The 26,635-nt window shown below is 55.1% G+C and carries 20 protein-coding genes and 1 pseudogene; 12 read left to right on the top strand and 9 right to left on the bottom strand.

The genetic code is table 11. The annotated features are described in order from the left end of the window. Positions 1-18: 18 nt before the first annotated feature. Positions 19-1,635, bottom strand: coding sequence for an alpha-amylase family protein (locus KI797_RS01555; protein ID WP_041206514.1), 1,617 nt, complete (start codon positions 1,633-1,635; stop codon positions 19-21). Positions 1,636-1,759: 124 nt separating this feature from the next. After that, a complete protein-coding gene (locus KI797_RS01550) occupies positions 1,760-2,032 on the bottom strand; it encodes a DUF2442 domain-containing protein (RefSeq protein WP_005328751.1) in 273 nt (90 codons plus the stop codon). A 260-nt stretch (positions 2,033-2,292) separates the two neighbouring features. Here KI797_RS01550 and KI797_RS01545 point away from each other — a divergent pair, with 260 nt between their 5' ends. Then, the gene (locus tag KI797_RS01545) at positions 2,293-4,257 is read left to right on the top strand and encodes an LTA synthase family protein (RefSeq protein WP_041206516.1); all 1,965 of its coding nucleotides are present in this window, start codon (positions 2,293-2,295) and stop codon (positions 4,255-4,257) included. A gap of 178 nt (positions 4,258-4,435) precedes the next feature. Here KI797_RS01545 and metF read toward each other — a convergent pair whose 3' ends face one another. Then, positions 4,436-5,332, bottom strand: a complete 897-nt coding sequence (metF, locus tag KI797_RS01540; RefSeq protein ID WP_025328549.1) for a methylenetetrahydrofolate reductase — start codon at positions 5,330-5,332, stop codon at positions 4,436-4,438. A gap of 327 nt (positions 5,333-5,659) precedes the next feature. On the opposite strand from metF, the gene KI797_RS01535 reads away from it, so the two are divergent. Continuing rightward, positions 5,660-6,454 carry a GNAT family N-acetyltransferase gene (locus KI797_RS01535; protein ID WP_226171153.1) on the top strand — a complete coding sequence of 265 codons (795 nt, stop codon included), beginning with the start codon at positions 5,660-5,662 and terminating at the stop codon, positions 6,452-6,454. 62 nt (positions 6,455-6,516) lie between these two features. Here KI797_RS01535 and KI797_RS01530 read toward each other — a convergent pair whose 3' ends face one another. The 3 genes from KI797_RS01530 to KI797_RS01520 all read right to left on the bottom strand — a co-directional run bounded on the left by KI797_RS01530 (position 6,517) and on the right by KI797_RS01520 (position 10,762). Next, a complete protein-coding gene (locus KI797_RS01530) occupies positions 6,517-7,962 on the bottom strand; it encodes an ABC transporter substrate-binding protein (protein ID WP_005328755.1) in 1,446 nt (481 codons plus the stop codon). Between the two features lie 8 nt (positions 7,963-7,970). Then, positions 7,971-9,950: a methyl-accepting chemotaxis protein gene (locus KI797_RS01525; RefSeq protein WP_226171151.1), complete on the bottom strand. Its 1,980-nt coding sequence runs from the start codon at positions 9,948-9,950 to the stop codon at positions 7,971-7,973. A 200-nt stretch (positions 9,951-10,150) separates the two neighbouring features. After that, entirely contained in the window at positions 10,151-10,762 is a 612-nt protein-coding gene (locus KI797_RS01520) for an OmpW family outer membrane protein (RefSeq protein ID WP_226171149.1), read from the bottom strand. Positions 10,763-11,086: 324 nt separating this feature from the next. Here KI797_RS01520 and KI797_RS20985 point away from each other — a divergent pair, with 324 nt between their 5' ends. Continuing rightward, positions 11,087-11,212, top strand: a complete 126-nt coding sequence (locus KI797_RS20985; RefSeq protein ID WP_005328766.1) for a hypothetical protein — start codon at positions 11,087-11,089, stop codon at positions 11,210-11,212. A 186-nt stretch (positions 11,213-11,398) separates the two neighbouring features. Here the strand turns inward: KI797_RS20985 and uvrA are convergent, their stop codons facing one another. Together uvrA and KI797_RS01510 are read right to left on the bottom strand one after the other, a co-directional pair. Continuing rightward, a complete protein-coding gene (gene uvrA / locus KI797_RS01515) occupies positions 11,399-14,227 on the bottom strand; it encodes an excinuclease ABC subunit UvrA (RefSeq protein WP_005328767.1) in 2,829 nt (942 codons plus the stop codon). A 94-nt stretch (positions 14,228-14,321) separates the two neighbouring features. Beyond that, positions 14,322-14,960, bottom strand: a complete 639-nt coding sequence (locus KI797_RS01510; RefSeq protein WP_139750669.1) for a LuxR C-terminal-related transcriptional regulator — start codon at positions 14,958-14,960, stop codon at positions 14,322-14,324. A 516-nt stretch (positions 14,961-15,476) separates the two neighbouring features. On the opposite strand from KI797_RS01510, the gene KI797_RS01505 reads away from it, so the two are divergent. The 9 genes and pseudogenes from KI797_RS01505 (at position 15,477) to KI797_RS01465 (ending at position 25,260) form a co-directional block, all read left to right on the top strand. Then, complete coding sequence (locus KI797_RS01505) at positions 15,477-16,052, top strand: single-stranded DNA-binding protein (protein ID WP_226171147.1); 576 nt, start codon at positions 15,477-15,479, stop codon at positions 16,050-16,052. A gap of 165 nt (positions 16,053-16,217) precedes the next feature. Continuing rightward, positions 16,218-17,543 (top strand): site-specific integrase, encoded by a 1,326-nt coding sequence (locus KI797_RS01500; protein WP_043147737.1) that lies wholly within the window; start codon positions 16,218-16,220, stop codon positions 17,541-17,543. After that, the gene (locus tag KI797_RS01495; protein ID WP_174218922.1) at positions 17,536-19,104 is read left to right on the top strand and encodes a site-specific integrase; all 1,569 of its coding nucleotides are present in this window, start codon (positions 17,536-17,538) and stop codon (positions 19,102-19,104) included. Before KI797_RS01500 ends, KI797_RS01495 begins: the two co-directional genes overlap by 8 nt. Positions 19,105-19,113: 9 nt before the next feature. Further along, a complete protein-coding gene (locus tag KI797_RS01490) occupies positions 19,114-20,991 on the top strand; it encodes an integrase (protein WP_034524358.1) in 1,878 nt (625 codons plus the stop codon). Next, positions 20,979-21,458: a hypothetical protein gene (locus KI797_RS01485; protein ID WP_021140823.1), complete on the top strand. Its 480-nt coding sequence runs from the start codon at positions 20,979-20,981 to the stop codon at positions 21,456-21,458. The genes KI797_RS01490 and KI797_RS01485 overlap by 13 nt, the downstream gene beginning before the upstream one ends. Next, the gene (locus tag KI797_RS01480) at positions 21,455-21,895 is read left to right on the top strand and encodes a VPA1267 family protein (protein ID WP_017780892.1); all 441 of its coding nucleotides are present in this window, start codon (positions 21,455-21,457) and stop codon (positions 21,893-21,895) included. Before KI797_RS01485 ends, KI797_RS01480 begins: the two co-directional genes overlap by 4 nt. Next, a complete protein-coding gene (locus KI797_RS01475; protein ID WP_069785361.1) occupies positions 21,892-24,054 on the top strand; it encodes an AAA family ATPase in 2,163 nt (720 codons plus the stop codon). Before KI797_RS01480 ends, KI797_RS01475 begins: the two co-directional genes overlap by 4 nt. 217 nt (positions 24,055-24,271) lie before the next feature. Beyond that, positions 24,272-24,433: pseudogene (locus KI797_RS01470) on the top strand (IS5/IS1182 family transposase); the annotation flags it as partial. Between the two features lie 158 nt (positions 24,434-24,591). Continuing rightward, on the top strand, positions 24,592-25,260 hold the full coding sequence (locus tag KI797_RS01465) for a hypothetical protein (RefSeq protein WP_017780890.1): 669 nt from the start codon (positions 24,592-24,594) through the stop codon (positions 25,258-25,260). A gap of 87 nt (positions 25,261-25,347) precedes the next feature. Here KI797_RS01465 and tet(E) read toward each other — a convergent pair whose 3' ends face one another. Continuing rightward, the gene (tet(E), locus tag KI797_RS01460; RefSeq protein WP_017780889.1) at positions 25,348-26,565 is read right to left on the bottom strand and encodes a tetracycline efflux MFS transporter Tet(E); all 1,218 of its coding nucleotides are present in this window, start codon (positions 26,563-26,565) and stop codon (positions 25,348-25,350) included. Positions 26,566-26,635: the final 70 nt, after the last annotated feature.

Raw genomic sequence — 26,635 nt, 5'->3', positions numbered from 1 at the left:
TTTGTGATGGGACAGGCGTTATTGCAACTGCAGGAAGCGACCACTGAGGGGTGGCAAGTCCACCGTCAGGCTGCTGCCTCCCATGGCCAGGCGCTCGCCGCTCTGCAGATCCACCAGGGCGCTGCCGCTGCGCAGCTTGCCAACCGGCACGGCATAGCTCTGGGGCGTGGTGGAGACATTGAGCAGGTAGACTATCTGCTCCGCCGCCGTCTGCTTGATGTCGCCGTAGACGCTGCCCTCGGCCACCAGCTTGATCCTTTCCCCCTGATAGAGGGCGGGGTGGGCGGCACGCAGGGCCAACAGCTGGCCAAGCCACTGCTTGAGCTCGGCCTGCTCGCTGCTCGGGGCAAAGCCGGTGACACCGGGCACCTTGCCGTCGCTGCGGGCCACGTGATCGTCACACAGCCCCTGGGCCGCACAGTCGCCACCCACCTGGGCCGCAAAGCCCGGCACCTCGTCGCCAAACTCCTCGCCGTAATAGAGGGTGATAGGGCCGGAGCGTGCCGCCAGGAAGCTGAAGGCCGCCTTGTGACGCTGCCAGTAGTCCGCCGGATTGAAGTTGCCGCGTTCCAGCAGATCCCCGAAACGCACCAGATCGTGGTTGCCCAGCATCAGGTTAGGCATGGCGTGATCCGGGTAGTTCTCCACCTTGTTCCAGCTGGCATCGAGCACGCTGGCCCCCTGGCCACCCTTGCCGGACTCCTCCACCGCCAGCGCCTGCACCAGGCCGTAGCGCAGCGGGAAGTCGAACGCAGAGGAGAGCGCCGGGTTGTCGCTGCTGCCGTAGGCCTCGTTACGGATGTCGTCGGCCCCTTTCCACACCTCCCCCACCATGTAGCCCAGGGTGCCCCACTGCTGGCCGGCAGCTTTGCGCGCCGCACTGGCCTGCTCCACCTCGCTGCGAATGGCGCGCCACTCGTCCAGCCCTAGCTGATAGGCCTGATCGAGGCGCCAGCCGTCGATGCCGTACTGCTCGACCCAGTAGCGGGCCACTTCCTTGAAGTAGGCAAGGCTCTCGGGCTGATCGTAATCCACCAGCTGGCCAGGGTAGCCGGCGCCGCCACTCTTGAGGGCGGGCAGACGCCCCTCCGGCGAAGGCTTGCTCACCCCGACCCGGTTGACGTGGCCGAACACGCCGTCCAGGAAGACATGCAGCCCACGCTGATGGGCTGCCTCGACCAGTTTTTTCAACTGGGCATTGCTGCCGAAGTTCGGGTCCACGTTGAAGAAGTCGCAGGCGAAGTAGCCGGTGGCATCCAGCCGATCGTCCCCGGTCTGACCGGCACAGGAGTCGAACACAGGGGTCAGCCAGATGGCGTTGACGTTGAGGCTCTTGATGTGGTCCAGGCTGTCGATGATCCCCTGCAGATCGCCGTTGTGCCGGGAAGGACCGTAGCCGACACCGTAGTTGGCACTGCCGTCGCCATCGACGAAGGACTCCACCATCACCTGATAGGTGCGCAGGTTGCAGGCGGGCTGATCATCGCCGTAGCAGGCGCGGCTGTCCGAGGTGGGGGGCGGATTGACCACGGGGGGCTGGGGTTCGCTGCTGGAGCCCCCGCCGCCGCTGCCGCACGCTGTCAGTAACAAGGCGGCCCCGATCAGGCCGCCATGGCGCAACCTTCCTTGTTTCATTGTTATCTTCCCGCTGTGATGGTGCTGGCGCAAAATACGCCACCCTGGGGCCATGATAGCGGCCTCGCCAAAGCGGGTCTGTGACTGAAAACGTTACCTGACTCAACGCGTTAGCAGGCAAGGCTCAATGCGTATTGCGATCGTGGAAGGCGTCGCGCTCGTCGATGGGCTTGATAAGGTGATAGACCTCCTGGGCCGACAGGGTGAAACCTCCAGGCCACTCCAGCTGGTGGCGGCGATTGATGAAGACCCGGGCGAAGCGACGCTCGGTGTCAATGGCGGCAAACAGGGGCTGGCTGCGCCAGGGGGTCAGGTCCAGCACCCCGGTAGTGCCATCCGAGAGCACCACGAACAGGCACCAGTCATGCACATACTCCACATCGATGAAGACCGGCATCCCTTCGGCTCCGATTGAGAAAATCCGGCGCCATTATAGGCAAGCCTCCCGCCCCGCTTTGCAATGAGGATCACACAATGCCCAGTCATTTATGCTGTCTTTTGGCGACCCAGGAGCCCTCATTTAAAAATCAATGTTATCAATAGAGTCCAGTAGGGCCCTGCGCCGCAACCTTTCTCCGCCCCCATTGTCATAACCCTGCAATATAAAAAAGTTGTCCTCGGATGGGCATCAAAGAACAGGCTTTATCAGGAAAAACAATGACAAAAATAAGACATTGGCTGGGTCCATTTTGGCCCATCGCCATTTTTTCAGTGATCGCGCTCATCACCCTCTCCGCCAGCCGGGCAGGCCTGGGGCTCTGGCAACAAGAGCGGGTCGACGCCGTCGCCGGTTGGTCGCAACTGCTGCTGCAAGGTATCCGGGTCGACCTTGCCACCCTCTGCTGGTTGTGGGGTGTCCCCGCCGTCTTCACTATGCTGCTGGCCGGCCCCCACGCCCTGGGCCGCGCCTGGATGCAACTCATCCGGGTTTGGCTGACCCTGGGGCTCTGGCTGATGCTCTTCCTCGAGATCTCCACCCCCGCCTTCGTCACCGAATACGGGGTGCGCCCCAATCGCCTCTATATCGAATACCTCATCTACCCGAAGGAGGTGCTCGCCATGCTGTGGGCGGGCCGCAAGGGCGAACTGCTGCTGGCCCTGGTGTTCAGCCTGCTGACTCTGGGGGGCGGCTGGTGGCTGAGCGGGCGCCTGATGCGGCACCTGAGCTTCCCACGCTGGACTCTGCGCCCGGCCTTCGCCCTGCTGATCCTGGCCATCGGCTTCCTCGGTGCACGCTCCAGCCTGGGGCACCGGGCCCTGAACCCGGCCATGGTGGCATTCGCAAGCGATCCCCTGGTCAACGCCCTGACGGTCAACTCCGCCTACTCCCTCTTCTTCGCCATCAAGCAGATGAGCAACGAGGAGAGTGCCGGCGAATTCTACGGGGAACTGCCCAAGGAGCGGATCCTGGCGCTGGTGCGCGAGGAGAGCGGCCGCCCCGACCAGGACTTCAGCTCCGAGACCCTGCCCAGCCAGACCTTCAACTCAGCCAGCCATAGCGGCAAGCCGAAGAACCTTGTGATCCTGCTGCAAGAAAGCCTGGGCGCCCAGTTTGTCGGCTCCCTCGGCGGCCTGCCGCTGACCCCCAACATAGATGCGCTGTCCCGGGAGGGCTGGGCGTTCGAGCAGCTCTACGCCACTGGAACTCGCTCGGTGCGCGGCATAGAGGCGGTGCTGACCGGCTTCACCCCGACCCCGGCCCAGGCCGTGGTCAAGCTCGGCAAGAGCCAGACCAACTTCTTCACCATCGCGGATCTGCTCAAGCAGCGGGGCTATGACACCAGCTTCATCTACGGCGGCGAGAGCCATTTCGACAACATGCGCAGCTTCTTCCTCGGCAATGGCTTCACCACCATAGTCGAGCAGAAGGACTTCAAGAACCCGGTGTTCGAGGGCTCATGGGGCGCCTCGGATGAAGATCTCATGGCCAAGGCCAACGACACTTTCGAAGCACTGCACAAGCAGGGCAAACCCTTCTTCAGCTTGGTGTTCAGCTCCAGCAACCACGATCCCTTCGAGTTCCCGGACGACCGTATCTCCCTCTATGAACAGCCCAAGGCGACCCGCAACAACGCCGCCAAGTACGCGGATTACGCCGTCGGCGAGTTCTTCAGGAAAGCCAAGGCATCGGACTACTGGAAGGACACCCTGTTCCTGGTCATCGCCGATCACGACAGCCGGGTCGGCGGCGCCAGCCTGGTACCCATCCCCCGCTTCCATATCCCGGGGGTCATTGTGGGAGAGGGCATAGCGCCGAAACAGGATCCGCGCATCGTCAGCCAGATAGACATGGCGCCCACCCTGCTCTCCCTGATGGGCATAAGTGCCGACTACCCCATGCTGGGCAAGGATCTGACCAGCATGCCGGCAGACTGGCCGGGGCGCGCCATCATGCAGTACGACAAGAACTTCGCCCTGATGCGGGGCAAGGACGTAGTGATACTGCAGCCGGAGCGGGCGCCGGAAGGCTTCATCTATGACGATGCCAGCGAGACCCTCACCCCGGCCCCGCAAGCGGATACCATGAAGGATGCCGCACTGGGCCTAGTGCTCTGGGGCAACCTGGCCTACCAGCAGGGCCTCTACCAGACGGCGCCGGACGACAGGTTCGCCCTCAACTGAAGGGATGAAGAAACGAAAAAACCGCCAGCTGGCGGTTTTTTCGTTTTTGCTGCCTCATCCTGAATATGGCCCCACCTTTCCTCTCTGAAATAGGATCCCCCGGTGCGGTACATCGGGGGCTCAAGGCTGGCTGAAATGAGGTCTATCCACTGCCGAAGCGGATATGGGCTGATGGGGATCAGGCCTGGCCTTTCGGCCTCACACCCAGGGTATGGCAGATGGCGTAGGTCAGCTCGGATCGGTTCAGGGTGTAGAAGTGGAAATCCTTCACCCCTTCCTGGCTCAACACCCGCACCTGATCGATGGCGATGCTGGCGCCCACCATGTTGCGGGTCATCTGATCGTTATCCAGCCCCTCGAACCGCTGGTGCATCCAGCGCGGGATCTTCACGTTGGTAAAGCCGGCAAACTTGTTGAGGGTCTGGAAATTGGAGACCGGCAGTATCCCGGGCACGATTTCGGCATCGATGCCGATGGCGGCGCAGCGATCACGAAAACGCAGGTAGGTCTCCACATCGAAGAAGAACTGGGTAATGGCGCGGTTGGCACCGGCATCTATCTTGCGCTTGAGGTTGAGCAGGTCAGACTGCGCGCTCCTGGCTTCGGGGTGGCCTTCCGGATAGGCGGCAACCGAGATGTCGAAGTCGGCCTCGGACTTGAGCAGGGCGACCAGATCGGTGGCATACATGTCCGGCTTGTCGAGTCCGGGGGGCAAGTCACCACGCAGTGCCACTATGTGGCGAATGCCGCTGTTCCAGTAGTCACGGGCAATGGTTCTCAGCTCGTCGCGGCTGGCATCGATACAGGTCAGGTGCGGCGCGGCGATGAGGCCGGTGCGCTCCTTGATGTCCTTGATCACCTTGTGAGTGCGATCCCGGGTGCCCGAGTTGGCGCCATAGGTCACGGAGACAAACTTGGGTTCCAGCACCTGCAGTCGTTCGATGGATTGCCAGAGGGTGTTCTCCATCCCTTCACTGTTGGGTGGAAAAAACTCGAAACTGACCGAAATGTTGTTACCCAAGTCAGCCAGACTCTGGTTGAGTGCCTCGACCTGACGCGCGCTGTGAAATCCCATCTGCTCTCTCCCTGTCCTACAACCGATTCCTGTACGTCAAAACGGATGTTTGGACGTCTAAACGTCTTTCTATCTTTATGAGAAAACGGCTCAAAGTCAACCTCGATTTACCCACGAAGGCGGGATAAGCGATTTTTTTTATTTTGCAATTCAACCCAAGTCGCGAGCGGCCCCATCCCAAAATGTCCTCAGGCACGCTATGATGCGGGCGGATCGTCCTGGACGTTCTGAATCTGCGTGTGATTGTTTGGCCGGGTTTCCCGGCCTTTTTTTAACTTCTCCCCCTCCCTGCCGATAATCAATTCAAGCATTTGCAGGAGCCTTGTCATGGAAGATCACCCCGGTTTTGCCACCGATTTGCTGTTCGATCGCTATCAGGGCGAGGTGACGGACCATGAAGGGTTCTGGACCGTGCGCACCCCGACCGCCCCGGATTACTACTTCGGCAACTATCTGCTGCTCCCCACTCCGCCCAGCGACCGTGACAAGGGTTGGCTCGAAGCCAGCTTCGACAAGCTGATCGGCCAGGATCCCAGGATCCGCCATCGCACCTTCCAGTGGCCGCTGGCCGAGGGACAGAACAGCCGGGTCGCCGGCTTCGTGGCGGCGGGATACCAGTACATGGAGTGCGTGGTGCTGGCACTGGAGGCGGCCGACCGTAAGGCCCCGAGCGACCAGGACCTCGCCCCGGCCCGCCCCTTCACCCCCGCAGACTGGGATGACTGGCTGACCCTGGAGCTCGATGACAGGGACTCGGGCCATGAGGAGGATAGCTACCTCGCCTACCTGCGGTCACGGCGCGACCTCTATCAGGCCATGATCGCCGACGGACTGGGACAGTGGTGGGGGATCTGGCATCAGGGTCGCCTGGTCGCCAGCTGCGGCCTCTTCTTCACCGGCGCCATGGGGCGCTTCCAGCTGGTTCGTACCCATCAGGATTGGCGCAACCGGGGCCTCTGCCGTCAACTGCTGAGCCAGGTCGCCCGTCAGGGGTTCGAGCGAGCCAGGCAGCTCATCATAGTGGCCGACGAGCACTACCACGCCCAGCGGGTCTACCGCGCCCTGGGTTTCGTCCCGGTGGCACGTATCGGCAGCCTGTGCCGCTGGACTCACCAGCCATAGCCGTCTGGCGCAAATGAAAACGGGAGGCTGATGCCTCCCGTTTTTTTTCATGGTGCCGCCCTTCAGGGCTGCGGCGCTTCCAGCTCGCTGGCCAGCGCCTGCTCGACGTCGGTCGCGGCAGTAGCCGAGGGAGCCACAGCCGCAGACACGGGGGACGCGCTCAGCGCGGTCGAGATGGCCGCGGATGGCGTAGCAACGGAAGCCTCAACCGTGGCGGGCGCGGCAGAGACGGCGGCGGGAGCCGTGCATTGGCAGTCCACGGCCTTGGCCTGCTGGCCCTGATGCGGGGCATACCAACCCTTCAGCCCCTGCTCCAGCCGGTCGGCGGCGGCTTGCGGCGCCATGGTGCCGAGCAGCACACTCTGACTCACCTCGGCCAGCTCATCCCCCAGCTTGGGGGTGCCGCGAGAGAGGATCTGGGTGGCGACCCGGATGGTAGAGTCACACTGATCTCGCCACTCCATCATCTCTTTGGCCGCCGGGTTGGTGGCCTCGAAGAAGTGGTTGGAGAGGGAGAAGAACCCCGGCAACGAGTTGGTATAGAGCTCGGCAAACTGGGAGGTGGTCAGCCACTGCAGGAAGGTCATGGCGGCCTCCTTGTTCTTGCTGGCCGGGTTCATCCCCATGCCGATGTCGGTGTGATCGGTGAAGAAGCAACCGTCACCCTGCTTTGCCACAGGGGGGCGCATGACACCGAAGTCCACCTTGCCGGTGAAGGGGGCTATCTCCCAGGAGCCGGCCGCATAGAAGGCAGCCTTGCCGGAGGTGAACAGCTCGTTGGTAGTGGCGTAGTCACGGCCTTCGCCCCCCTCGCCGAGATAGGCGCGCCAGCGGGCCAGCTCCTCGAACACCTTGACGTATTGCGGGTTGTCGAGCCGCTCCTGGCCGCCAATCAGCGCCAGCCTGCCATCCTCCCCCTTCCAGTAGTTGGGGCCAATGTTCTGGAAGCCCAGCTCGGAGGCGACCCAGCTCTCGGAGCCACTCATGGCCAGCGGCACATAGCGACCATCCGCCTTCACCTTGTCGAGCACGGCGAAAAACTCGTCCCGGGTCTGGGGCACGGCCAGCCCCAGCTCGCTGAAGATCTGCTTGTTGTAGAAGAAGCCGTGAATGACGGAAGCCATGGGCACGCAGAAGGTCTGGGCGCCGCTGTCGGTCTGCCAGGGGGACTGGGCGAAGCTCGGGAAATTCTCCATCCCGGCCATCTCGCTCAGCTCCGCCAGATGACCCGCCTTGAACAGGGCCAGGGAGTCATCGAATGGGCGGCAGGTGATGAGATCCCCGGCCTTGCCCTCCTTCAAACTGGCCCAGAGCGTCGGCATGTAGTCGACGTTCTGCACCCCGTTGAAGCTCACCTGGATGCCCGGATGAGCGGCCTCGAAGGCGGGGATGATCTTCTCCTCCCACAGGGCCTTGTCATCGATCCGCCAGCTTTCGATCACCAGCTCGCTGGCCATCAGCTGGCCACACAACAGGAGACTCAGGGCCCCGATCCACTTGTTAGCCATAAGTCCTCCTACACCTTGAAATGAGCGATCAATTGCTGCTGTTTGGCGACCAGATCCGCCAGCACTTCACTGCTGCCTGCCGATTCACGGGCCTCCCGTTCGGTCTCGTAGGCCACGTCCGCAATGCCGGCGATATGACGGGCCACCCCCTGACTGACCGAGATCTGTTCCTGGGCCGCATGGGCGACCTGATCCGCCATCGACTTGATGGCACTCATCCGCTCGGCGATGGATTGCAACGCCTGATCCATGGCCCGGGTCTGTGACACGCAACCCTGGGTCTGCTCCTGGCTGCGTCCCATCACCTCCATCACCTGCTTGCTGGAGCTCTGCAGGTTTTCGATCATGGCCTGGATCTCTTCGGTCGAGGTCTGGGTCCGATTCGCCAGCGCCCTGACCTCGTCCGCCACCACCGCAAAGCCGCGGCCGGCATCACCGGCCCGTGCCGCCTCGATGGCCGCATTCAGTGCCAGCAGGTTGGTCTGCTCGGCAATGCTGCGGATCACGTCCAGAATGCTGCCGATGTTGTTGCTGAATTCCCCCAGCTTGTGGGTGATGCCGACCGCCTCCTCCATGGCGCCCGCCAGCTGTTCGGTGATCCGGCGCGTGGTCGCCACCTGCTTGCGACCGGCGCGTGCCTCCTCGTCGGCCAGATCCACCTCGCGCTTGGTGCCGTCGGTGGAGCGGGCCACCTCGGTGGCGCTCACCTCCAGTTCAGTGATGGCGGCGGCCACCTGATCGGTCTGGCTCTTCTGATCCTGCACCCTGGACATGGCCCTTTCGCTTATTTCGGCGGCGCGGCTCGCCTCCTCCACCAGATGGCGGGAACCGGCGTTGATCTGGGAGAGCAACTCCCCCGTCTTGTCCGCCAGGGTGTTGATGGAACGGGTCAGGCTGCCGAACTCACAGGGGCTCTGGTAGTCAATGCGCCGGGTCATGTCACCGGTGGCCATGCGATCCAGTGCCCGATCGATCAGCTGTAGCGGGCGCTGTATGCTGCGTGCCGTGGTGTAACCGATGATGAGCGCGGCGGCGGCGGAGATGGCGGAGACGATCAGGATCCAGAAGCTGGCACTGCTGACGGCGTCATCGGCCCCGATCCGGCTCTGGCTGGCGATGCTGCCCGCCGACTTGCCCATCTCGTCCAGCAGCGCCAGGCTGTTGACCAGGCTGGTATCGAGCTGCTGATTCAAGGTTTGCAGCGAGGCCGCAAGCTGCTGGGCATGGCGCATGGTGGCCAGCAGCCCCTGCGGGCCGAGCGCCAGCTCCTGCATCCTGTCCAGATTGACGACGAAGCGCTGCCTCACGTCATCGGGTACCAGCACCCGCTCGAGCCGCTTGCGCGCCATCTCGATGTCCTTGGCGAGCACCTTCTCCAGTTCGTTGAGATCTGTCTTGGCGTCGGCTCGACGGATGTTCTTCAGATCACGGGCGATGCCGGAGGTGATGAGTTCGGCCTTGTTGCGCATGGAACGCTTGCTGGCGGTCTGCTGCAACAGCAGATCGGCGGCCCACTGATAGGTGTCTTCCAGCCTGATAAAGGCCAGCTCCAGCTCATGACGGCGATCGAGCGCGGCTATCCACTGACCATGCTGGCTCAGCACCTGATCCGCCAGACCGTAGAACTCCCGGGTGGCCCCATCGACCTGACGAAAGCGCTCGCCCGCCTCGGCCACATCGTTGAAGCGGACCATCTCCTTGCTCTGGGCAACGAAGCGCGCCTGCTGCGCCTTGAACTGGCTGGCCAGCTGCGGCAACTGGGTGGCATCCTCGCTGGTCCTGTAGGTCAGCACCCAGCGGTTGCTGTCCTGCAGTGCCCCCTTGAGCCCGGCGACGGCGATCACCAGGGGAGTGGCACGATCCGATACCTGGGACAGTCCCTCATTGATCCCCCGGATCTTCAGAATACTGATGAAGCCCAGCAGAACCAGCAGCAGCAACATCAGCACAAATCCGGCGATGATCCGCTGCACGATAGATAAACCCATGGAGACATCCTCACTCGTTGGGAAATAAAGGGGTTAACGCAGAGGCTATCGGCACGCCGAGGCAATGGAAGAGCAATAAGTGACACTATGAGGGGCCGGATCACAGTTATTGCCCCGAGCCAGACAGAAAAGGGCCCGAACAGAGCCGGGCCAAAGAGACATGCTTGGTTGTCATGGCCTTGAGGCGGCCAACCCTGTCATCAGAAGCGATAGCCGACGCCAAACATGAAGGCAACCGGATCGATGGAGGTGTTGATGGTGCCCACTGCGGTGTGCACGTCGGTGTCGATGTCGATGAGCCAGGCGGAGGCGTTGACGAACCAGCGGTCATTGATCGCCATGTCCAGCCCCACCTGACCCGCCAACCCCCAGGAGGAGTCAACGCTCACATCCGTGCCCGCCAGGGCCCCACGGCCCTCTTCATCGAAGAAGGTGGTGTAGTTGATACCGGCACCGACATAAGGACGCACCTTGCTGTTGGCATCACCGAAATAGTACTGCGCCATCAGGGTCGGTGGCAGGTGCTTGACCTTGGCGACTTCACCCAGCCCCGGGGTCGACACCGAGTGGGAGAAGGGAGTCGCCGCCAGCAGCTCGACACCCCAGTTGTCCGTCAGCATGTAGGAGAGGGTCAGCCCCAGCTGCATGTTGCTGTCGATATCCAGCTCGCCGGTGCCGAGGACGTCGTCACTGCTGGTCTGGGGGGAGACAAAGGCCAGACCACCACGCACCAGAATGTCGCCAGCCTGGTGGGCCAGGACGGTGGGGGAAGCAAAAGCGGCTGCGATCAGGAGAGGAAGGACTTTTTTCATCACATATTTCCTTTTTGTTTTCTTTCTATGTTGTAAGCCCGAAAACTATAAAAGGATGTGAATGACTGGTTATTGATTTGGCTCAATAGTTATCAAGAAATAGATGGATGTACACAACAGCTTCTAACAATCATGAAATCAACTAAAAATACTAAAAAACCATTTAAATACAGTATATTGAAATATAATCACACCATGAGAACAGGCTTAAAATATCAAATAAATACACCTTAAACGCGCTCACATTGCCTTTTAACTGTTGTTTAATTATGCCGGTCAGCGTATTTTATTAAAGCAATGTAGCCATGCTGTAATTTAATCTTTATGAAACCACAAACACGCAAAGACAAAATCATCGGCATCCTGGCAGCCATCTGGGGCATCGGCTCCTTCCTGTTTATCCTGCTCGGCTTTCTGTTTGCCCTCGCCTTCCTGATGCTGGCTCACTGACACTCCGCCGTCACCGCTCATACTCCCGGTGACTGTCCTGCCGTGCCCGATCCAATGCCACATTCAGCCACTCCCAGGCTCAGTGTCTGCGCCCGTCGCTGACGCCGGCCCGAGGAAAGATCCCTCGCGTCCCTCTCGATCGCCCACAAAAAAGGGGCCAAGGCCCCTTGTCTGTCTGATGTGCCCTTACTTGTTCAGCAAGGGGGCCAGGAAGCGCGCGGTGTGCGACTCCTTGCAACGGCTCATCTCCTCCGGCGTGCCGGTCACCAGGATGCGGCCACCACCGGCGCCCCCTTCCGGCCCCAGATCGACGATCCAGTCGGCGGTTTTGATGACGTCCAGATTGTGCTCGATGATGACGATCGTATTGCCCCGATCCCGCAGCTGGTGCAGCACTTTGAGCAGTTGCTGGATGTCGTGGAAGTGCAGCCCCGTGGTCGGCTCGTCCAGGATGTAGAGGGTCTGGCCGGTGTCGCGCTTGGAGAGCTCCCGCGCCAGCTTGACCCGCTGCGCCTCGCCACCCGACAGGGTGGTGGCGGACTGGCCGAGGCGGATGTAGGAGAGGCCCACGTCCATCAGGGTTTGCAGCTTGCGCGCCACCGCAGGGACGGGATCGAAGAATGCGCGGGCATCTTCCACCGTCATCTCGAGGATCTCGTGGATGTTCTTGCCTTTGTACTTCACCTCCAGGGTCTCGCGGTTGTAGCGCTTGCCCTTGCAGACGTCGCACGGCACATAGACATCCGGCAGGAAGTGCATCTCCACCTTGATGACGCCATCCCCCTGACAGGCCTCGCAGCGGCCCCCCTTGACGTTGAAGGAGAAGCGACCCGGCAGGTAGCCGCGGGAGCGCGCCTCCTGAGTACCGGAGAGCAGCTCGCGGATCGGAGTGAACAGGCCGGTATAGGTGGCCGGATTGGAGCGCGGGGTGCGGCCGATCGGGCTCTGATCGATGTCCACCACCTTGTCAAGGTGCTCCAGCCCTTCCACTTCGCGATAGGGGGCCGGCGTGGACTCGGTGGCCTTGTTGAGCTCCCGGTGGGCGATGCGGAACAAGGTGTCGTTGATCAGGGTCGACTTGCCGGAGCCGGAGACCCCGGTGACGCAGGTCATCACCCCGATGGGCAGATCCAGGTTGACGTTGCGCAGGTTGTTGCCGCTCGCCCCCTTGAGCTTCAACCACTTGCCGGTGAGCGGGGTGCGCTCATCCGGAATGGCGATCTGCTTGCGACCGGAGAGGTAGTCACCGGTCAGCGATTCGGGGTTGGCGATGATCTCTTCCGGTGTCCCCTGGGCGACGATGGCACCACCGTGCACGCCGGCCCCGGGGCCGATATCGAGCACATGATCGGCGAGGCGGATGGCATCCTCGTCGTGCTCCACCACGATGACGGTGTTGCCCAGATCGCGCAGATGAGTGAGGGTCTTGAGCAGCCGCTCGTTGTCCCGCTGGTGCAGGCCGATGGAGGGCTCATCCAGTACGTACATCACCCCCACCAGACCGGCGCCGATCTGGCTCGCCAGCCGGATCCGCTGCGCCTCGCCGCCGGAGAGGGTCTCGGCGCTGCGAGACAGGCTCAGGTAGTTGAGGCCGACGTTCACCAGGAAGCCGAGCCGCTCGACTATCTCCTTGAGGATCTTCTCGGCGATCTGGGCGCGCTGGCCGCTCAGGTTCAACCCCTCGAAGAAGGCGAGCGCATCGCCGATGGACTGTTCGGCGATGGCCGGCAGATTACGGTTGTCCACGAAGACATGGCGCGCCTCTTCCCGCAACCGGCTGCCACCGCAGCTGGTGCAGGACTTGTTGGCGATGTACTTGGCCAGCTCTTCCCGCACCGAGTTGGATTCAGTCTCCCGGTAGCGGCGCTCCATGTTGTGCAATATCCCCTCGAACGGGTGCTTGCGTACCACCACATCGCCGCGATCGTTCATGTAGCGGAATTCGATCTCGGTGCGGCCGGAGCCGCGCAGGATCACCTCCTGGGTCTTGGCTGGCAGATCCTCCCAGGGTGCCTCCAGATCGAACTTGTAGTGCTCGGCGAGGGATTTCAGCATCTGGAAGTAATAGAAGCTGCGTTTGTCCCAACCGCGGATGGCGCCACCGGCCAGGCTCTGACCCGGATCGTGGATCAGCTTGGCGGGATCGAAGTACTGCTGCACCCCGAGACCGTCGCAGGTGGGGCAGGCGCCGGCCGGGTTGTTGAAGGAGAAGATGCGTGGCTCCAGCTCCGACATGGAGTAACCGCACTCGGGGCAGGCGAAGTTGGCGGAGAAGATCAGCGGGGCAATCCCCTCCTCCCCGTCCATGGGCGCCACCAGCACGATGCCGCCGGAGAGGGTCAGTGCCGTCTCGAAGGACTCCGCGAGACGCAGCGCCAGGTCATCACGCACCTTGAAGCGATCAACCACCACTTCGATGGTGTGCTTCTTGTGCAGCTCCAGCGGGGGAGGATCGGAGAGATCGCACACCTCCCCATCGATGCGAGCACGAATGTAGCCCTGAGCCGCCAGGTTCTCCAGCAGCTTGGTGTGCTCCCCCTTGCGATTGCGCACCACGGGCGCCAGCAACATCAGCTTGGTGCCTTCGGGCTGGGCCAGCACCTGATCCACCATCTGGCTGATGGTCTGGGCGGCGAGCGGGATGGCGTGGGTCGGACAGCGCGGCTCGCCGACCCGGGCAAACAGCAGACGCAGGTAGTCGTAGATCTCGGTAATGGTGCCGACGGTCGAACGCGGGTTGTGGGAGGTGGACTTCTGCTCGATGGAGATGGCTGGCGAGAGCCCCTCGATATGATCCACGTCCGGTTTCTCCATCAGGGAGAGGAACTGGCGGGCATAGGCGGAGAGCGACTCCACATAGCGGCGCTGGCCTTCGGCATAGAGGGTATCGAACGCCAGGGAAGATTTGCCGGAACCGGACAGGCCGGTGACCACGATCAACTTGTCGCGGGGCAGAATCAGATTGATGTTTTTGAGGTTGTGGGTGCGGGCACCCCGGATCACGATTTTTTCCATCTTGTTGCGCGCTCGATACGGGAACCAGAGCGGGCCAGTATGGCATAGAGACTACTGGATGAATAGACAGCCTTTTATCATCCCATCCCGGCGCTCAGAGATACTCCTTGGCCCAGCTCACCGCCTGCAGGCGGTTCTTGACGTTCAACTTCTTGAACACGTTATATAGGTGGGACTTGATGGTGTGTTCGCTCACGAACAGGCTGTCGGCAATCTCGGTATTGGAGGCCCCCGTCATCAGATGGCGGACTATCTCCTGCTCACGGGCCGTCAGCAGCGTCTGGTTGCGCAGGGGCTGGCCGCTTCCCTTGCGGTAGTAATCCACCAGATCGCACAGCAGATGGCGCGGGATCCAGTACTCCCCCTGCAACACCTTGCGGATGCCGATCACCAGCCTGTCCAGGTTGTCCTGACGGAAGAAGAGCCCACTGGTATGAGGCCACATCAGCAGCAGCTCCCGATCCGTGCTGGTCGGGGCATTGAGCAGCACGGCACTGGCCTCGCCGAAACGGCTGCAGATGGCCTTGCTCCAGTCTGCCTGCTGAGCCGACTTGAGATAGTCCAGATCGATCAGCAGCAGCGTCTGAGCTCCGGTTTCGGAGGGCTCAGGCAAGGCATCCAGCTCCCCGACCAGCAAGATGGACAAGCCAAGCTGTTCGCTGAGGTGACGCTGGAAACTGGTGGCTTGTGCATTATTTTCGGTGATCAGCACTAGGGGATATTCGGGCGTCATCAAGAGAACTTCCTTGCACATTCGAGTCGGGGTTTTCGGCAAGGAAGAGTACCAATCCCCCTCCTGGCTGCAGCATTAAAAAAGTATTAGACGCCGTTGTGATTCCTTTGAAGCTCAGCAATTTTCCAGCCAATACAAATGACTAGCACGCCCCCCCCATTTGGGGGGTCAGGTAGTGCCGACCACCACCATAACAGGCCTTGGCCGTCGTTGCAGCACTCTGCTCCGCCGTCCCCTTGCTGGTGGGCCCCAACCTCGGGTAAGTTACTCGGACGCCAGCGGCGGGGTTTGGTGCTCGCCGGGACAGGAAGGTGTGCGCTCATCTTCGCCAACTGGTATTATTGCGGGCAAACGCTGCGGCGGTGGCCGATAAACGCGTCGGTTGAATCTGGCACAGCCGTGACATGCGTGAAGATGAGGCCCATCCGTGGCGCACATCTCATTGCAAACAAACGACATATTGAATGGGCCCAGGCATTTGGCCTGGCCGGTATACATAAGGGTGGAAGAGAGATTATGGCCAGTCGAGGCATCAACAAAGTCATTCTGATCGGTAACCTGGGGCAAGACCCGGAAGTGCGCTACATGCCGAGCGGCGGTGCCGTGACTAACATCACCCTGGCCACCTCCGACACCTGGCGCGACAAGCAGACCGGTGAGCAGAAAGAGCGAACCGAGTGGCACCGCGTGGTGTTCATGGGCAAGCTGGCCGAAGTGGCCGGCGAATACCTGAAGAAGGGCTCCCAGGTCTATGTCGAAGGCAAGCTGCAGACCCGCAAGTGGCAGGATCAGAGTGGTCAGGAGCGCTACACCACAGAGGTGCTGGTCGACAGTTTCACCGGCGTGATGCAGATGCTGGGCGGCCGTCCGCAAGGCGGCGCAGGCCAGGGCATGGGTGGCCAACAGTCCCAGGGCAACTGGGGTCAGCCACAACAGGCCGCCCCCCAGCAAGCGATGCAACGCCCGGCCGCCGCCCCGCAGCTGAATATGCAGCCGCAGGGTGGTTACGGTCGTCCTGCCCCGCAGCCTCAGTCTGCACCGCCGGTCTACAACGAGCCGCCGATGGATTTCGATGACGATATCCCGTTCTAGATCTTGTAAAAGATGAAAGTGTAAGAATAAATCACTTTCACCATCTTGAGTGCAAAGCAACCCAGCAGAAATGCTGGGTTTTTTTTATTTTTGCATTTCACTTGCCATCGCGATTTTCAGCACTATAACTTTATGTATGAGGAAAATGTAAGATTAGGATGCACAGTGTATAAGCTAGATAGATTGATTTTTGCAAATGGTGAACGTTACCCTGTCTTAATGGGCAATGATGGTATGCCTCATTTTCTTGCCACCCTCTGGGTGACAACAAAACTTCGTAGCAGCTTGTCGGTGAATACCATTTCAAATCGCCTAGGTGCATTAAAGTGGTTTCTTCAATGGGAAGAAAATAAACACAGAGACCTGTTCTCCGAGTTTCAGAAAGGTAAGTTTCTTAGCGACACTGACATTGACAACATCAAAGAACATCTCAGTCATGATATTTCTCATGTCAAAGGCTTAGCTAAAAGTAAAAAAACCAGAGATAAGGTCATTGATTTATTTAATACCCCAAGACTAATCAGTGTCACCCCCACTGTGGGACGTAACAACATTTACAATCGAGTGACAGCTATTGCAGGTTATTTAGATTTCATTGCTAGAGTAGCTGTACAGAACTGTAATAGCACTAAACTACTCACAGAAATTAACAGTATGAATAAGCGCATACTGGATGTTCGCCCTAAAGGCAAAGGTAAGAATGTTGTAGACAAACTGGATGGTAAAGATTTGCCTGATGGATTAATTGAGGAATTTATGGCTGTGGCACAATTCGACCATCCAAAGAATCCATTCAAACATGCTTCGACAAAAAAACGAAATCATCTTATGTTTTTACTTTTAAAAGAACTAGGCATACGGAGAGGTGAGTTACTCTCACTATCTATTGAATCGAATTTTTTAATGCTTCACGGGCCAAATAAATTCATATGGGTAAAACGTCACCATGATGACATATATGATCCTCGCAAAAATCAGCCTGTAGCAAAAACGAAAGAAAGAATGTTGCGAATTAGAGATGAAACTGCGGCCCTCATTGATGACTACATCATAAATATACGAGCAAAGACTCCTAACGCGAACAAGCATCCATATTTGTTTGTTACACATAGGAAGGGAAAAACGCAAGGACTGCCAATCTCGACCAGTACATTTGATAGTATCATCGTGCCAACAATGAAATCTGTAGATGAGCGGTTCAAATCAATACACCCACATTATTTTAGGCATAACTGGAACCAGTGGTTCTCAGAAATAATTGACAAGAACAATGTTCTATCTAAAGACCCGAACAACAACCGTACGTTTATTTCACCTAGTGAAGAAGCAAAAAGCCGAATGCATCAAATGGGGCACACATCAGAAAGTTCTGCCAAACCATATGTTGAACGTCATATTCGCAAAAAAACAAACAAGCTCGTACTCGAAGAGCAAGAAGAACTACAGAGACAACTTATTGAATCTCAAAGAATAGAGGGTACAAATGAATAAATATGATTACATTGAGGAAGAAAATGACGATTTCCCATCAAGGTTTAGCTCAAAAAAATTAGTATCAAAAGATGGTTACAGCTTTGATTTTCACTCAGAGCGCTGGATGTTGAATAAAGATGTCAGCATTGCATTCATGCCGGATGTTTTATCTATGGAACCAAAACTGCTAGATGGATTTAAAAAAACACTAGCAACCTATGCTGAAGAACAATCAGCACACCATACATCCAATATGTATCTACGCTTCCAACGACTATTGCGAGACACTAGATTCAAAAAACTAGATGAGGATGTATTACTCAATTGGCGAGCAATGCTTGATAAAAGTCATGAATGGTACTTAGGTTCACTCCGTGGCTTTCTTGTTAGCTGGAATGAATATGGCTATTATGGTGTAACAACAGAGATGGTGAAAACACTAGAAATACTAACTCTATCAGGAAACAAGAAAGGAGTATCTGTTGCTAATCGTTGCCCTGAAACAGGTGCCTTTACTAACAATGAGGTACTTGCATTAAATCATGAACTTATTCGCTTATTCAGGGATAACTATATCTCATTTCAATGCTATGCATATGTGAGCTTATTGCAAGCTACAGCTAGACGCCCCACACAGTTACGACAAATAAAGGCTGCCGATTTATTTAAAGAACATGATCACAGTAAGAATGTGACAAATTTTTACCTCAATATACCGAGAGCAAAGCAGCGCGGTGGTGGGTTCCGTTTCTCTTTTAAAAAATTTCCAATTACGGAAGAGCTCTATCTAACGTTGCGTAATTTAATTAGAGATGAAACAAAGAAGTTTGAATCAAAATTCTCAATAAAATTGACTGCTTCTCAAGCAACAAAAATCCCATTATTTATTGATTGGGAAATGGTTTTTGAGTTAGCGGCGCAAAGAACATCATTGACTGATGAGTTATTAGAAACTGACATTTTCAATATGTCATCAATAGATCTAAGAAATCACCTGCTAAAAAATTTCCAAAGAAAACAAAAAGCTATTTCTGAAAGAACAGGAGACTATATTCATATAACGGCTCGGCGGTTTCGTCATACAAGAGGAACAAACCTTGGTCGAAAAGGTTTGGGGCCGTTGATCATAGCGGAGGCATTGGATCACAACGATACACAAAATGTTAAGGTCTATACAGAAAATACCGCAGATACCGTGACCTATATTGACAAGGCTATTGGTAAACAACTGGCTCCCTTTGCTAATGCATTCCTAGGTCGCATTATCGTTGACTTAGAGCAGGGTGAGCGAGGACATGACCTTGCTGCTCGCATACCAAACAAGGATAACGATATCGTAGGAGCATGCGGCACCAATGACTTTTGCATTAAGGGGTATGAAAGTTGTTACACTTGTGAAAAATTCAGACCATTATTAGATGCTCCTCACGAGAAATTCTTATCCCATCTATATGCGGAGAAAGAGGTAAGGTTGAAAACGACAAAAAGTGAAGAGTACGCGGCAACAAAAGATAGGCTAATTTTAGCAGTTGAATGGGTTGTGCAGAAATGCTTTGAACTGAAACAACAACGAGCATGAGGATAATCAGTGGACAGTAACATTTTTCATTTTAAGCCTGCGATAGAACTGAATTCAGAAGCGAACCTAGAAAAGTTCATTCAAAGTAGCAAAAACAAATTAACTGTTTTCGGTGAAGATTGCTGGGATCATAATTTATGGCACACTTTTCACAATACTCGCCGTGTTGTTGCCCGTTTCTCCACAAATTTAGAGCCATCAACTTCCTATAGTTTCTCTCCCCTAGGTGCACCATTTATTGATTTTGCAAAAGCATACATTCGCTACATTTACGCATTAAAACCCATAACAAATCTTCACAGACATTTCGAAGCTATTCGAATACTTGAAGAAGCATTGATTCAATCAAAACATAAAGCAGATATTCTGATGCTCGATGGCCTAGTTTTAGAAAGGCTAGGCGATATCTTTAATAGACGCATATCAAATCTGGCAGGTCGAAATAAAGCGGGCTATCAAATGGAGCTTCTTCTTAATTTCTGCCGTGACAATTTTATAACACCGAGTCTTCCTGGGTGGTCAAATCCATATCAAAAAGTAAAAGATTTAATTATTCAACTTGATGAGAATGGAAAAGAACATCGTAAAAATAAATTGCCCTCAGAAGAGGATATGATGTTATTTGCTAAGTTATTTCATGACGCGCCTTCATTAGGTATTGAAGCAGAATATTTTACTTCTGTAATAGCATTGCTCATGCAAGCGCCATCCCGATGCTCTGAGTTATTCTCATTGCCTATAGATTGTACTGTATGGGAGGAGAATCGCAGTGGAGAACTTAAACTTGGAATACGTTGGGTGCCTGCCAAAAATGGCAACGAAGGGATTAAATGGGTTCCTACTGTCATGCAAGATGTAGCTTTGGAAGCTATCGAACGATTGAAAAAAATTAGCATGCCTGCACGGGAGGCAGCGATGTATGCAGAAACGCATCCAGATAACAATGGGAGTATGGCGTATATCAGTAAATTGGTTAACTGGCCTTTTGTTGATAACGCAAAAAAAGTTAAGGCCTCAGAGGCTTTGTTACTATATAGAGACCGTGAGTTACATGCGGAACATGATGTTATTCAACACTCGTTTGTTTTACCTACGGTGAACATAATTAATGCAAGGATTTCTAGGTCTGAGGCCAGAAAAGGAGGCCTCCTTTGGAAGAAACATAACATATTACGAGAGGATGGCTCACAACCCGATATAACATCCCATCAAGCTAGGCATTGGCTAAGTACCAAAGCTGAACGGGGTGGGATGGATGAATTGACGCTTGCAAACTGGGCAGGGAGAGCAAGAGTTGCTGATAATGCCAGCTATGATCATCGCACAGAAGAAGAAAAGTCCAATGCAATTGCAGTTATTACTATCCCTGAAAATGCAAACACGTTGGACAAAATAAAATGTAACCTTCCAATTAGTTTCGAGGAAATCGGAAAGAACCTTACTGGTGCAGCGATAGTAACAGAGCTAGGCGTGTGTGAGCATGATTTTGCCATGATTCCATGTCAGCGAAACGGTGACTGTGAAACCTGCAAAGAATTGGTCTGTATCAAAGGCTTCCGTAGCTCATTGGAGCTGTTGAAAGTACGAGAAGTTCAAGTGGCAGCTCAACTCGAAAAAGCACAGCAAAGCCATAAAATGGGGGCCTTTGGTGCTGACCGCTGGGTTAGCTCACACGGTTGGCGACTTGCTCATATTAGAACAAAGATCCGGCTATTAGAGGATGAAAATGTTCTTGATGGCACCCCCATTCGTATTCCTGATGTATATGATCCATCGCCAGCCAAGGTTGTTCTTTTAGAGAAGGGACTTAATATTGAAGTTCAATCGCCTGACTCTATCGATTCTAAAGCTTTTAATATTATGGGTGATTTGTTATGCCTAAAATAGTTATCACAGAAAAAAATCTGCCTAATATACTAGGTCTAATTAATACTTGGGAAGGAAAGTTAACTTGGGACTTGCTCTGTAAAAAAGTTGCCATAATGATTGATGTTAAAGGTGGCGTCCAACGTCAATCATTATCCTCTTACAAAGATATTCAAGATGCATACTCGCGAAGAAAGACATTTTTAAAAGAACTTTTTTCTCAACCTGAGCCTACCAAAGAGCGTGATGTAACGCTTGAGTATCTTATAAAAAAGGTTGCTCTTTTAGAGAATGAATTGGCCAGATTAAATAGTTTGAATGATGCATACAAACAGCGTTTCATAGTATGGCAATATAATGCTTACATGCATGGTGTCAGAATGACATCAATTGATAACTTCCCAACAGATAGTGCCGATCTAAAAAAATTACAGGATATGCTTGGAAAGCCGCTTATAGAAGTTAAACGCCGAACAGGAGGTCAATGATGGGGAGCTGTGCGGAGAAAGCCAAGGAGTTCGTCAGGACGTTTGAGCTATGGACGGCAACACAAACTGACGAGAGCTACCGGCAGATAATTCACAGAGGCAATCTCAGCCGAGGTGAAATCGCCAAGGCCATTGGCTGTGGCCGCTCTGCCTTGGCCCAGAATCCTGAGCTGCGCAGACAATTACAACAATTAGAGGACGGTTTAAGAACACAAGGGGTGCTGCCACCGTTAACCGCTCAGGCCAAAGCCAGTTCCGATAACCCTAAGACTTATGACCCTACGGCTCATCGACGCCAACTCGATGCGAAACGTGTATCGACATTGGAGCAGGAAAACATTGAGCTGAAAGCGCAACTCAAAGAACTAAAAACCAAACTTGAGCGCTTTGGTGAGCTATCTGAGACATTGGCTGAAATGGGGATCTTGCCACGATGATCCAATCCCTGCATTCCGAGCAAATTCGTGTCACCAGTATCCCATATAGCTCATCCGGCTACGTGATCTTCTCTGGTATCCCACTCCATGGCGACACCAGCCAGATTAGGGACGGCAAATACTATGTGACCATTAAGGCGCGGCCTGACACCCTTCCGGCACAACCGTCACAGGGCCAGCAATGGACAGTCCATGGAAAGCCCCTCATTGAGAGGGTTGAGGTTGGTGACGTTGTTATGCGGCAACACACCTATGAATCACCTGAGCACGTAATATGCACCCTGCCAGAGACAGGTGAGCAGCTGATCCAGTTCATTGCCAAGGAGCCTGATTTCAAGGGAATTGGCCTCGGTAAAGCCAGGGCGTTATGGCAACTACTCGGTGAGCAATTTCACACCACCCTGCGCACCGACACACCAGAGTCCAGAGAGCGCCTCAAGGGTATTCTGAGTGATGTATCTATTAATGCCCTGTTCAACGGCTATGCAAAATACAAAAATCTGAGCCACTGCAATTGGATGGCAGAGTGTCGGATCCCCTCGTCCATTCAGCAGCGCCTATTGAAGTTCCATGGCGAAGGATCCGTTGAAGCAATCAAAGATAATCCCTACTTGTTGGTCGGCTTCGGAATGGAGTTTGAAGAAGTGGATACCCTTTCTCAAACGAAGTTTGAGGTAGAACTAAAAGATCCGAAGAGACTGAGTGCCGCCCTAGAGTTCGCCATCCACGCGGAAGTGGAAAAAGGCCACACCTACACCACGCAGGCCAGGCTTCGCCCCCTGCTGACCAAATTGCTTGGTGACGGCGAGTTGGCAGCACAAGCATTCAAGGCCGGTTACCACCAAGCCCAGTATGTGCTGAACCATGAAGCAGGCACCTATCACCCTACCGCACAATTGCTGATGGAGACTGTTGTTGCCAAGCGGCTGTTGAAACTTGCTAAACAGCAAAATCGTTACGACGAGTCCACCAATGCTGCGTTTCTCGCTGCGGTTAATGAGCTGCCCTATGAATTGACCGCGATGCAAAATGAAGCGGTGCTCACCGCGCTAGACAATGCGGTGAGTTGCATCACGGGGGGCGCAGGAACTGGCAAAACCACAGTGCTCAGAACTGCACTGCGGGCCTATGGCAAAATGGGCTTTGAGGTGCATGCTGTCGCCCTGTCTGGACGCGCTGCAATGCGCCTACATGAGTCGATAGGCTTTAAGACTATGACTATTGCCGCCTTATTGCGGCACGAGCCCATAGAGCCATCTGATGGGTCTCCCAATCATCTGTTAGTGATCGATGAAGCATCCATGATCGACCTGCCCACCATGTATCGGCTCACCAACCATCTGCACCCCGCCGTGCGGATCATATTCACGGGTGACCCAAACCAGCTACCTCCGATAGGATGTGGCAAGGTGCTAGCCGATATCGTTGCATCACAGGCCATTGCGAACGTGACCCTGGACATCGTTAAACGTCAGAAGGGAGCCACAGGCATTCCTGAATACTCTATGCAGGTCAATCAAGGTCTCATACCGGAGCACTTGAGCATGGGTAACGTCTATTTCCACGAAACATCCAAAGAGAGGATCGCCCAAGTCTGTGCCGAGTTATATCAGCAATCCCCCGAGAACAGCCGAGTGGTAGGTGCGACCACCGCTATGGTGGCGGAGATCAATAATCTTATTCAGGAGGCCGTCAACCCTGATGGTGCTCGGATGATATTTGAGATGTATGGCGAAACCTACCGCCGCAACGATTTGCGCCAAGGAGATGTGATCCTCTTCACTCAGAACAATTACGAGAAAGGCATTCAAAATGGCTCGCTCGGAACGCTAACTCGCGCTGTCGGGGCTGGAGATGACTACGGAGTGGTTGAACTGGACACAGGCGAGAGCGTGTATGTCACCCAATCCCTGCTGGACTGTATGAGGCTGGGCTACTGCATCACACTCCATAAAGCTCAGGGTTCGCAGTTCCCACGCATCATCATCGCGCTGCAAAAGGGGAGGATCGTTGACAGGGCCTGGCTCTATACCGCAATAACCAGGGCCGAGCATGAGGTCCATATCGTGGGCAGCACAGCTGAGTTTGCAGCCATCACCAAAGCGCCCAGCAATGCCCATAACCGGAACAGCTATCTGCGTGATCTGTTGAAGAAATGAGAGGAGATTGATTCCCTTGGGGAGCGACTACGGGTACAAGCGGAGATAAGCGGTGCGTCAACGCGCAGCGTTGTCCACGGCTTATTCCGTGCTCTTGCGTAGCAAGATGTGCCCGTAGCTGAGCGATCGGAAGGGCTAGAACCTTAAAAATCAATACCTTACAAGGCCTTGACATAGTACCACCAGAGTCTCTTTTGTACCAAGAACGAACTCCAACGTGAGTCATCAATTGACCTTCGCTGATTACGAGTTCAACAGCAAACGCCGCCAGACCCGTAAAGAAGTTTTCCTCTCTTGAATAGAGTAACTGCTTCCCTGGCCCTGGATGCTGGTCATCATTACGCCCATCTATCCCAAGGTCGGCAATGGCCGTCACCCCTAACCACTGATGCAAATCCAGCCATAAGAACCTTCTCTAAAAAGGCTGGGTGCAAAGTAAGTGGTCAAGTCAGTGTAATTACCCACGAAAGGCCTCTCGCAATTATGATAGGCATGGCCCCGTGGGCGCGGGCATCGGACAGACTCAGGAGCAGTAACATGAAGCATCAAACCCTCACCGTGGAAAATAGCCGCATTCGCGTCACCGTCAGCCGCGAGATAGCCGATAAATTCCTGCCAACCGGAGTTATCGGTCGCGATGAGTCCCCCGGTCAGGCGCAACGTGGTCGTCTGCTTTCTGCCGCGATGGGCAAATTAGCCAGCGCAACCGAATTACGCCTTCGGCTCACTAACGATATCGAGCGGGCTGATGTCATCGCGCTGGCCCATAAGCTCCTTGTCCGTGACTATCTGGAGGAACACAGTCACTACAACGTCAACGAGGTGATCATGCGCCTCGAAGAGGGTCACCTCATGCACAAATACATGGCCCAGGAGGTCACTCTCGCCAATGAGTACGCTCGCGGTGTCTTGAAGACTATTTCGCAAGACGACGCCCGCCTTTACGTAGCGCCAAAGGTAATGGCCGGGGTACTCTCCCCCCATGAACGCAGGCAACTGGAGACCCGCGTTGAACTCCTGCTAAACCGCATTGGCATCAATGCAACTGAGGCACTAGATAAAGCCCGTCACGCCTTGCAAGCGCAGGCCAACATCGCGCACCATTATCACATGTGTCGGGCCAATATGACGGGTTGGAAGATTGAGGTCATCGGGGAACTACCGGCTCAAGTGGGCCTATCTCGGTTGCTGCCAAAGGATGATTAATGGATCGCAATCCCAGACCCACCTACCAGCTCACCTCTATCCACCGAGTAGGGCGCCAGAATTTACGGTGCTGTACAGCATTGTTGCTCAAATTCTCTGCTGTACATCGCTCTTATTTATCGGGTGGATTACCCTACCTGGATGGAAAAACCTCAGTATAATCAATGCAACTACATATAATCCGCAGCCAATTATCCATACCCATCCATTCCACGTTTCGCGGGTTGCACTATACAAAAATGCAAAAACAAGTGGACCGATTACACCTGTCAGGTGGGTCAAACTGGTCAGCACCCCTTGTAATTGTCCCTGTGCTACCTGACCGACACGAACAGATATAATTCCCTGCAAGGCGGGAAGTGTGATGCCACCACAAGCTAGTAACAGCAAAACCGGCCAAACCATCCAGCTTTGTGTAATGACCGCCAATAAAAATAGGCCACAACCGTCAGCCAAAATGCCAACCGCTATAGCTTTCCGTTCTCCCAAATGTTTAGCGATAAAACCAGCAGCAAGTCCTTGAAACAGTGCGTGTGTCAGCCCGAACACAGCCAATGAAACACCGACCATTACGCCATCCCATGCGAAGCGCTCTTCTCCGAATAAAACCCATAATGTTGCGGGGATTTGGCCAATCAATTGAATGATGAAAAAGACAACTAACAATCCCGATAATGGGGAGATCATCTCGCGTATGGAGGATGTGGTTTCATTGATTGTTTCATTCTTTAACTCGTCACTAACCTGATTAGCATTATGGGTCTCATGTAAAATGAATAGGGAGACCAGAAATGCCAGCCCGTTAATAGCAGCAGCGAACATAAACGGTGCCTGTACCGAAAGTTGACCGGCAAAACCACCAATGACTGGTCCAGCAATCATACCGCCACCAAAACAGGCACCCATCATACCAAACCAATGTGTCCTGGATTCCTCAGGTGTGACATCGGCAATTGTTGAGGCTGCAACAGCTCCAGTCGCACCGGTAATACCAGCAATTAAGCGTCCCAAATACAACACCCACACTACGCTGGCTGTTGCCATTAATGCGTAGTCCAGTGTTGCACCTAAAAGTGAAAGTAACAATACAGGGCGACGACCTATGCGATCTGACCAGCGGCCGAGAAGAGGGGCAAAAATCACTTGCATCATTGCATACAGCGCCAATAAAACACCGTAGTTCTCTGCAACATTAGCCTTTCCAACAAACTCCCGTAATAACGCCGGCAAGACAGGCATAATTATGCCAATCCCCATAGCATCTAAAAAAATGATGACCAGTGCCATCATCACAGTGCGGTTCATAGTTAACGTTCTCTATCGATGATAGGGTTTGAAAAATAACTCTATCAGTGATAGATTGTCAACAGCAAAA

Source organism: Aeromonas media, from assembly GCF_020423125.1.
Taxonomy (GTDB): domain Bacteria; phylum Pseudomonadota; class Gammaproteobacteria; order Enterobacterales; family Aeromonadaceae; genus Aeromonas; species Aeromonas media.
This window is presented reverse-complemented; position numbering and strand designations above follow the sequence as displayed.

Coding starts and splice junctions, on each gene's coding strand:
- KI797_RS01525 (WP_226171151.1), bottom strand. CDS start 9,950: ATGGGTTTATCTATCGTGCAGCGGATCATCGCCGGATTTGTGCTGATG.
- KI797_RS01520 (WP_226171149.1), bottom strand. CDS start 10,762: ATGAAAAAAGTCCTTCCTCTCCTGATCGCAGCCGCTTTTGCTTCCCCC.
- KI797_RS01510 (WP_139750669.1), bottom strand. CDS start 14,960: ATGACGCCCGAATATCCCCTAGTGCTGATCACCGAAAATAATGCACAA.
- KI797_RS01475 (WP_069785361.1), top strand. CDS start 21,892: ATGATCCAATCCCTGCATTCCGAGCAAATTCGTGTCACCAGTATCCCA.
- uvrA (WP_005328767.1), bottom strand. CDS start 14,227: ATGGAAAAAATCGTGATCCGGGGTGCCCGCACCCACAACCTCAAAAAC.
- KI797_RS01555 (WP_041206514.1), bottom strand. CDS start 1,635: ATGAAACAAGGAAGGTTGCGCCATGGCGGCCTGATCGGGGCCGCCTTG.
- KI797_RS01535 (WP_226171153.1), top strand. CDS start 5,660: ATGGAAGATCACCCCGGTTTTGCCACCGATTTGCTGTTCGATCGCTAT.
- KI797_RS01550 (WP_005328751.1), bottom strand. CDS start 2,032: ATGCCGGTCTTCATCGATGTGGAGTATGTGCATGACTGGTGCCTGTTC.
- KI797_RS01545 (WP_041206516.1), top strand. CDS start 2,293: ATGACAAAAATAAGACATTGGCTGGGTCCATTTTGGCCCATCGCCATT.
- KI797_RS20985 (WP_005328766.1), top strand. CDS start 11,087: ATGAAACCACAAACACGCAAAGACAAAATCATCGGCATCCTGGCAGCC.
- KI797_RS01530 (WP_005328755.1), bottom strand. CDS start 7,962: ATGGCTAACAAGTGGATCGGGGCCCTGAGTCTCCTGTTGTGTGGCCAG.
- KI797_RS01465 (WP_017780890.1), top strand. CDS start 24,592: ATGAAGCATCAAACCCTCACCGTGGAAAATAGCCGCATTCGCGTCACC.
- KI797_RS01495 (WP_174218922.1), top strand. CDS start 17,536: ATGAATAAATATGATTACATTGAGGAAGAAAATGACGATTTCCCATCA.
- metF (WP_025328549.1), bottom strand. CDS start 5,332: ATGGGATTTCACAGCGCGCGTCAGGTCGAGGCACTCAACCAGAGTCTG.
- KI797_RS01505 (WP_226171147.1), top strand. CDS start 15,477: ATGGCCAGTCGAGGCATCAACAAAGTCATTCTGATCGGTAACCTGGGG.
- KI797_RS01485 (WP_021140823.1), top strand. CDS start 20,979: ATGCCTAAAATAGTTATCACAGAAAAAAATCTGCCTAATATACTAGGT.
- KI797_RS01480 (WP_017780892.1), top strand. CDS start 21,455: ATGATGGGGAGCTGTGCGGAGAAAGCCAAGGAGTTCGTCAGGACGTTT.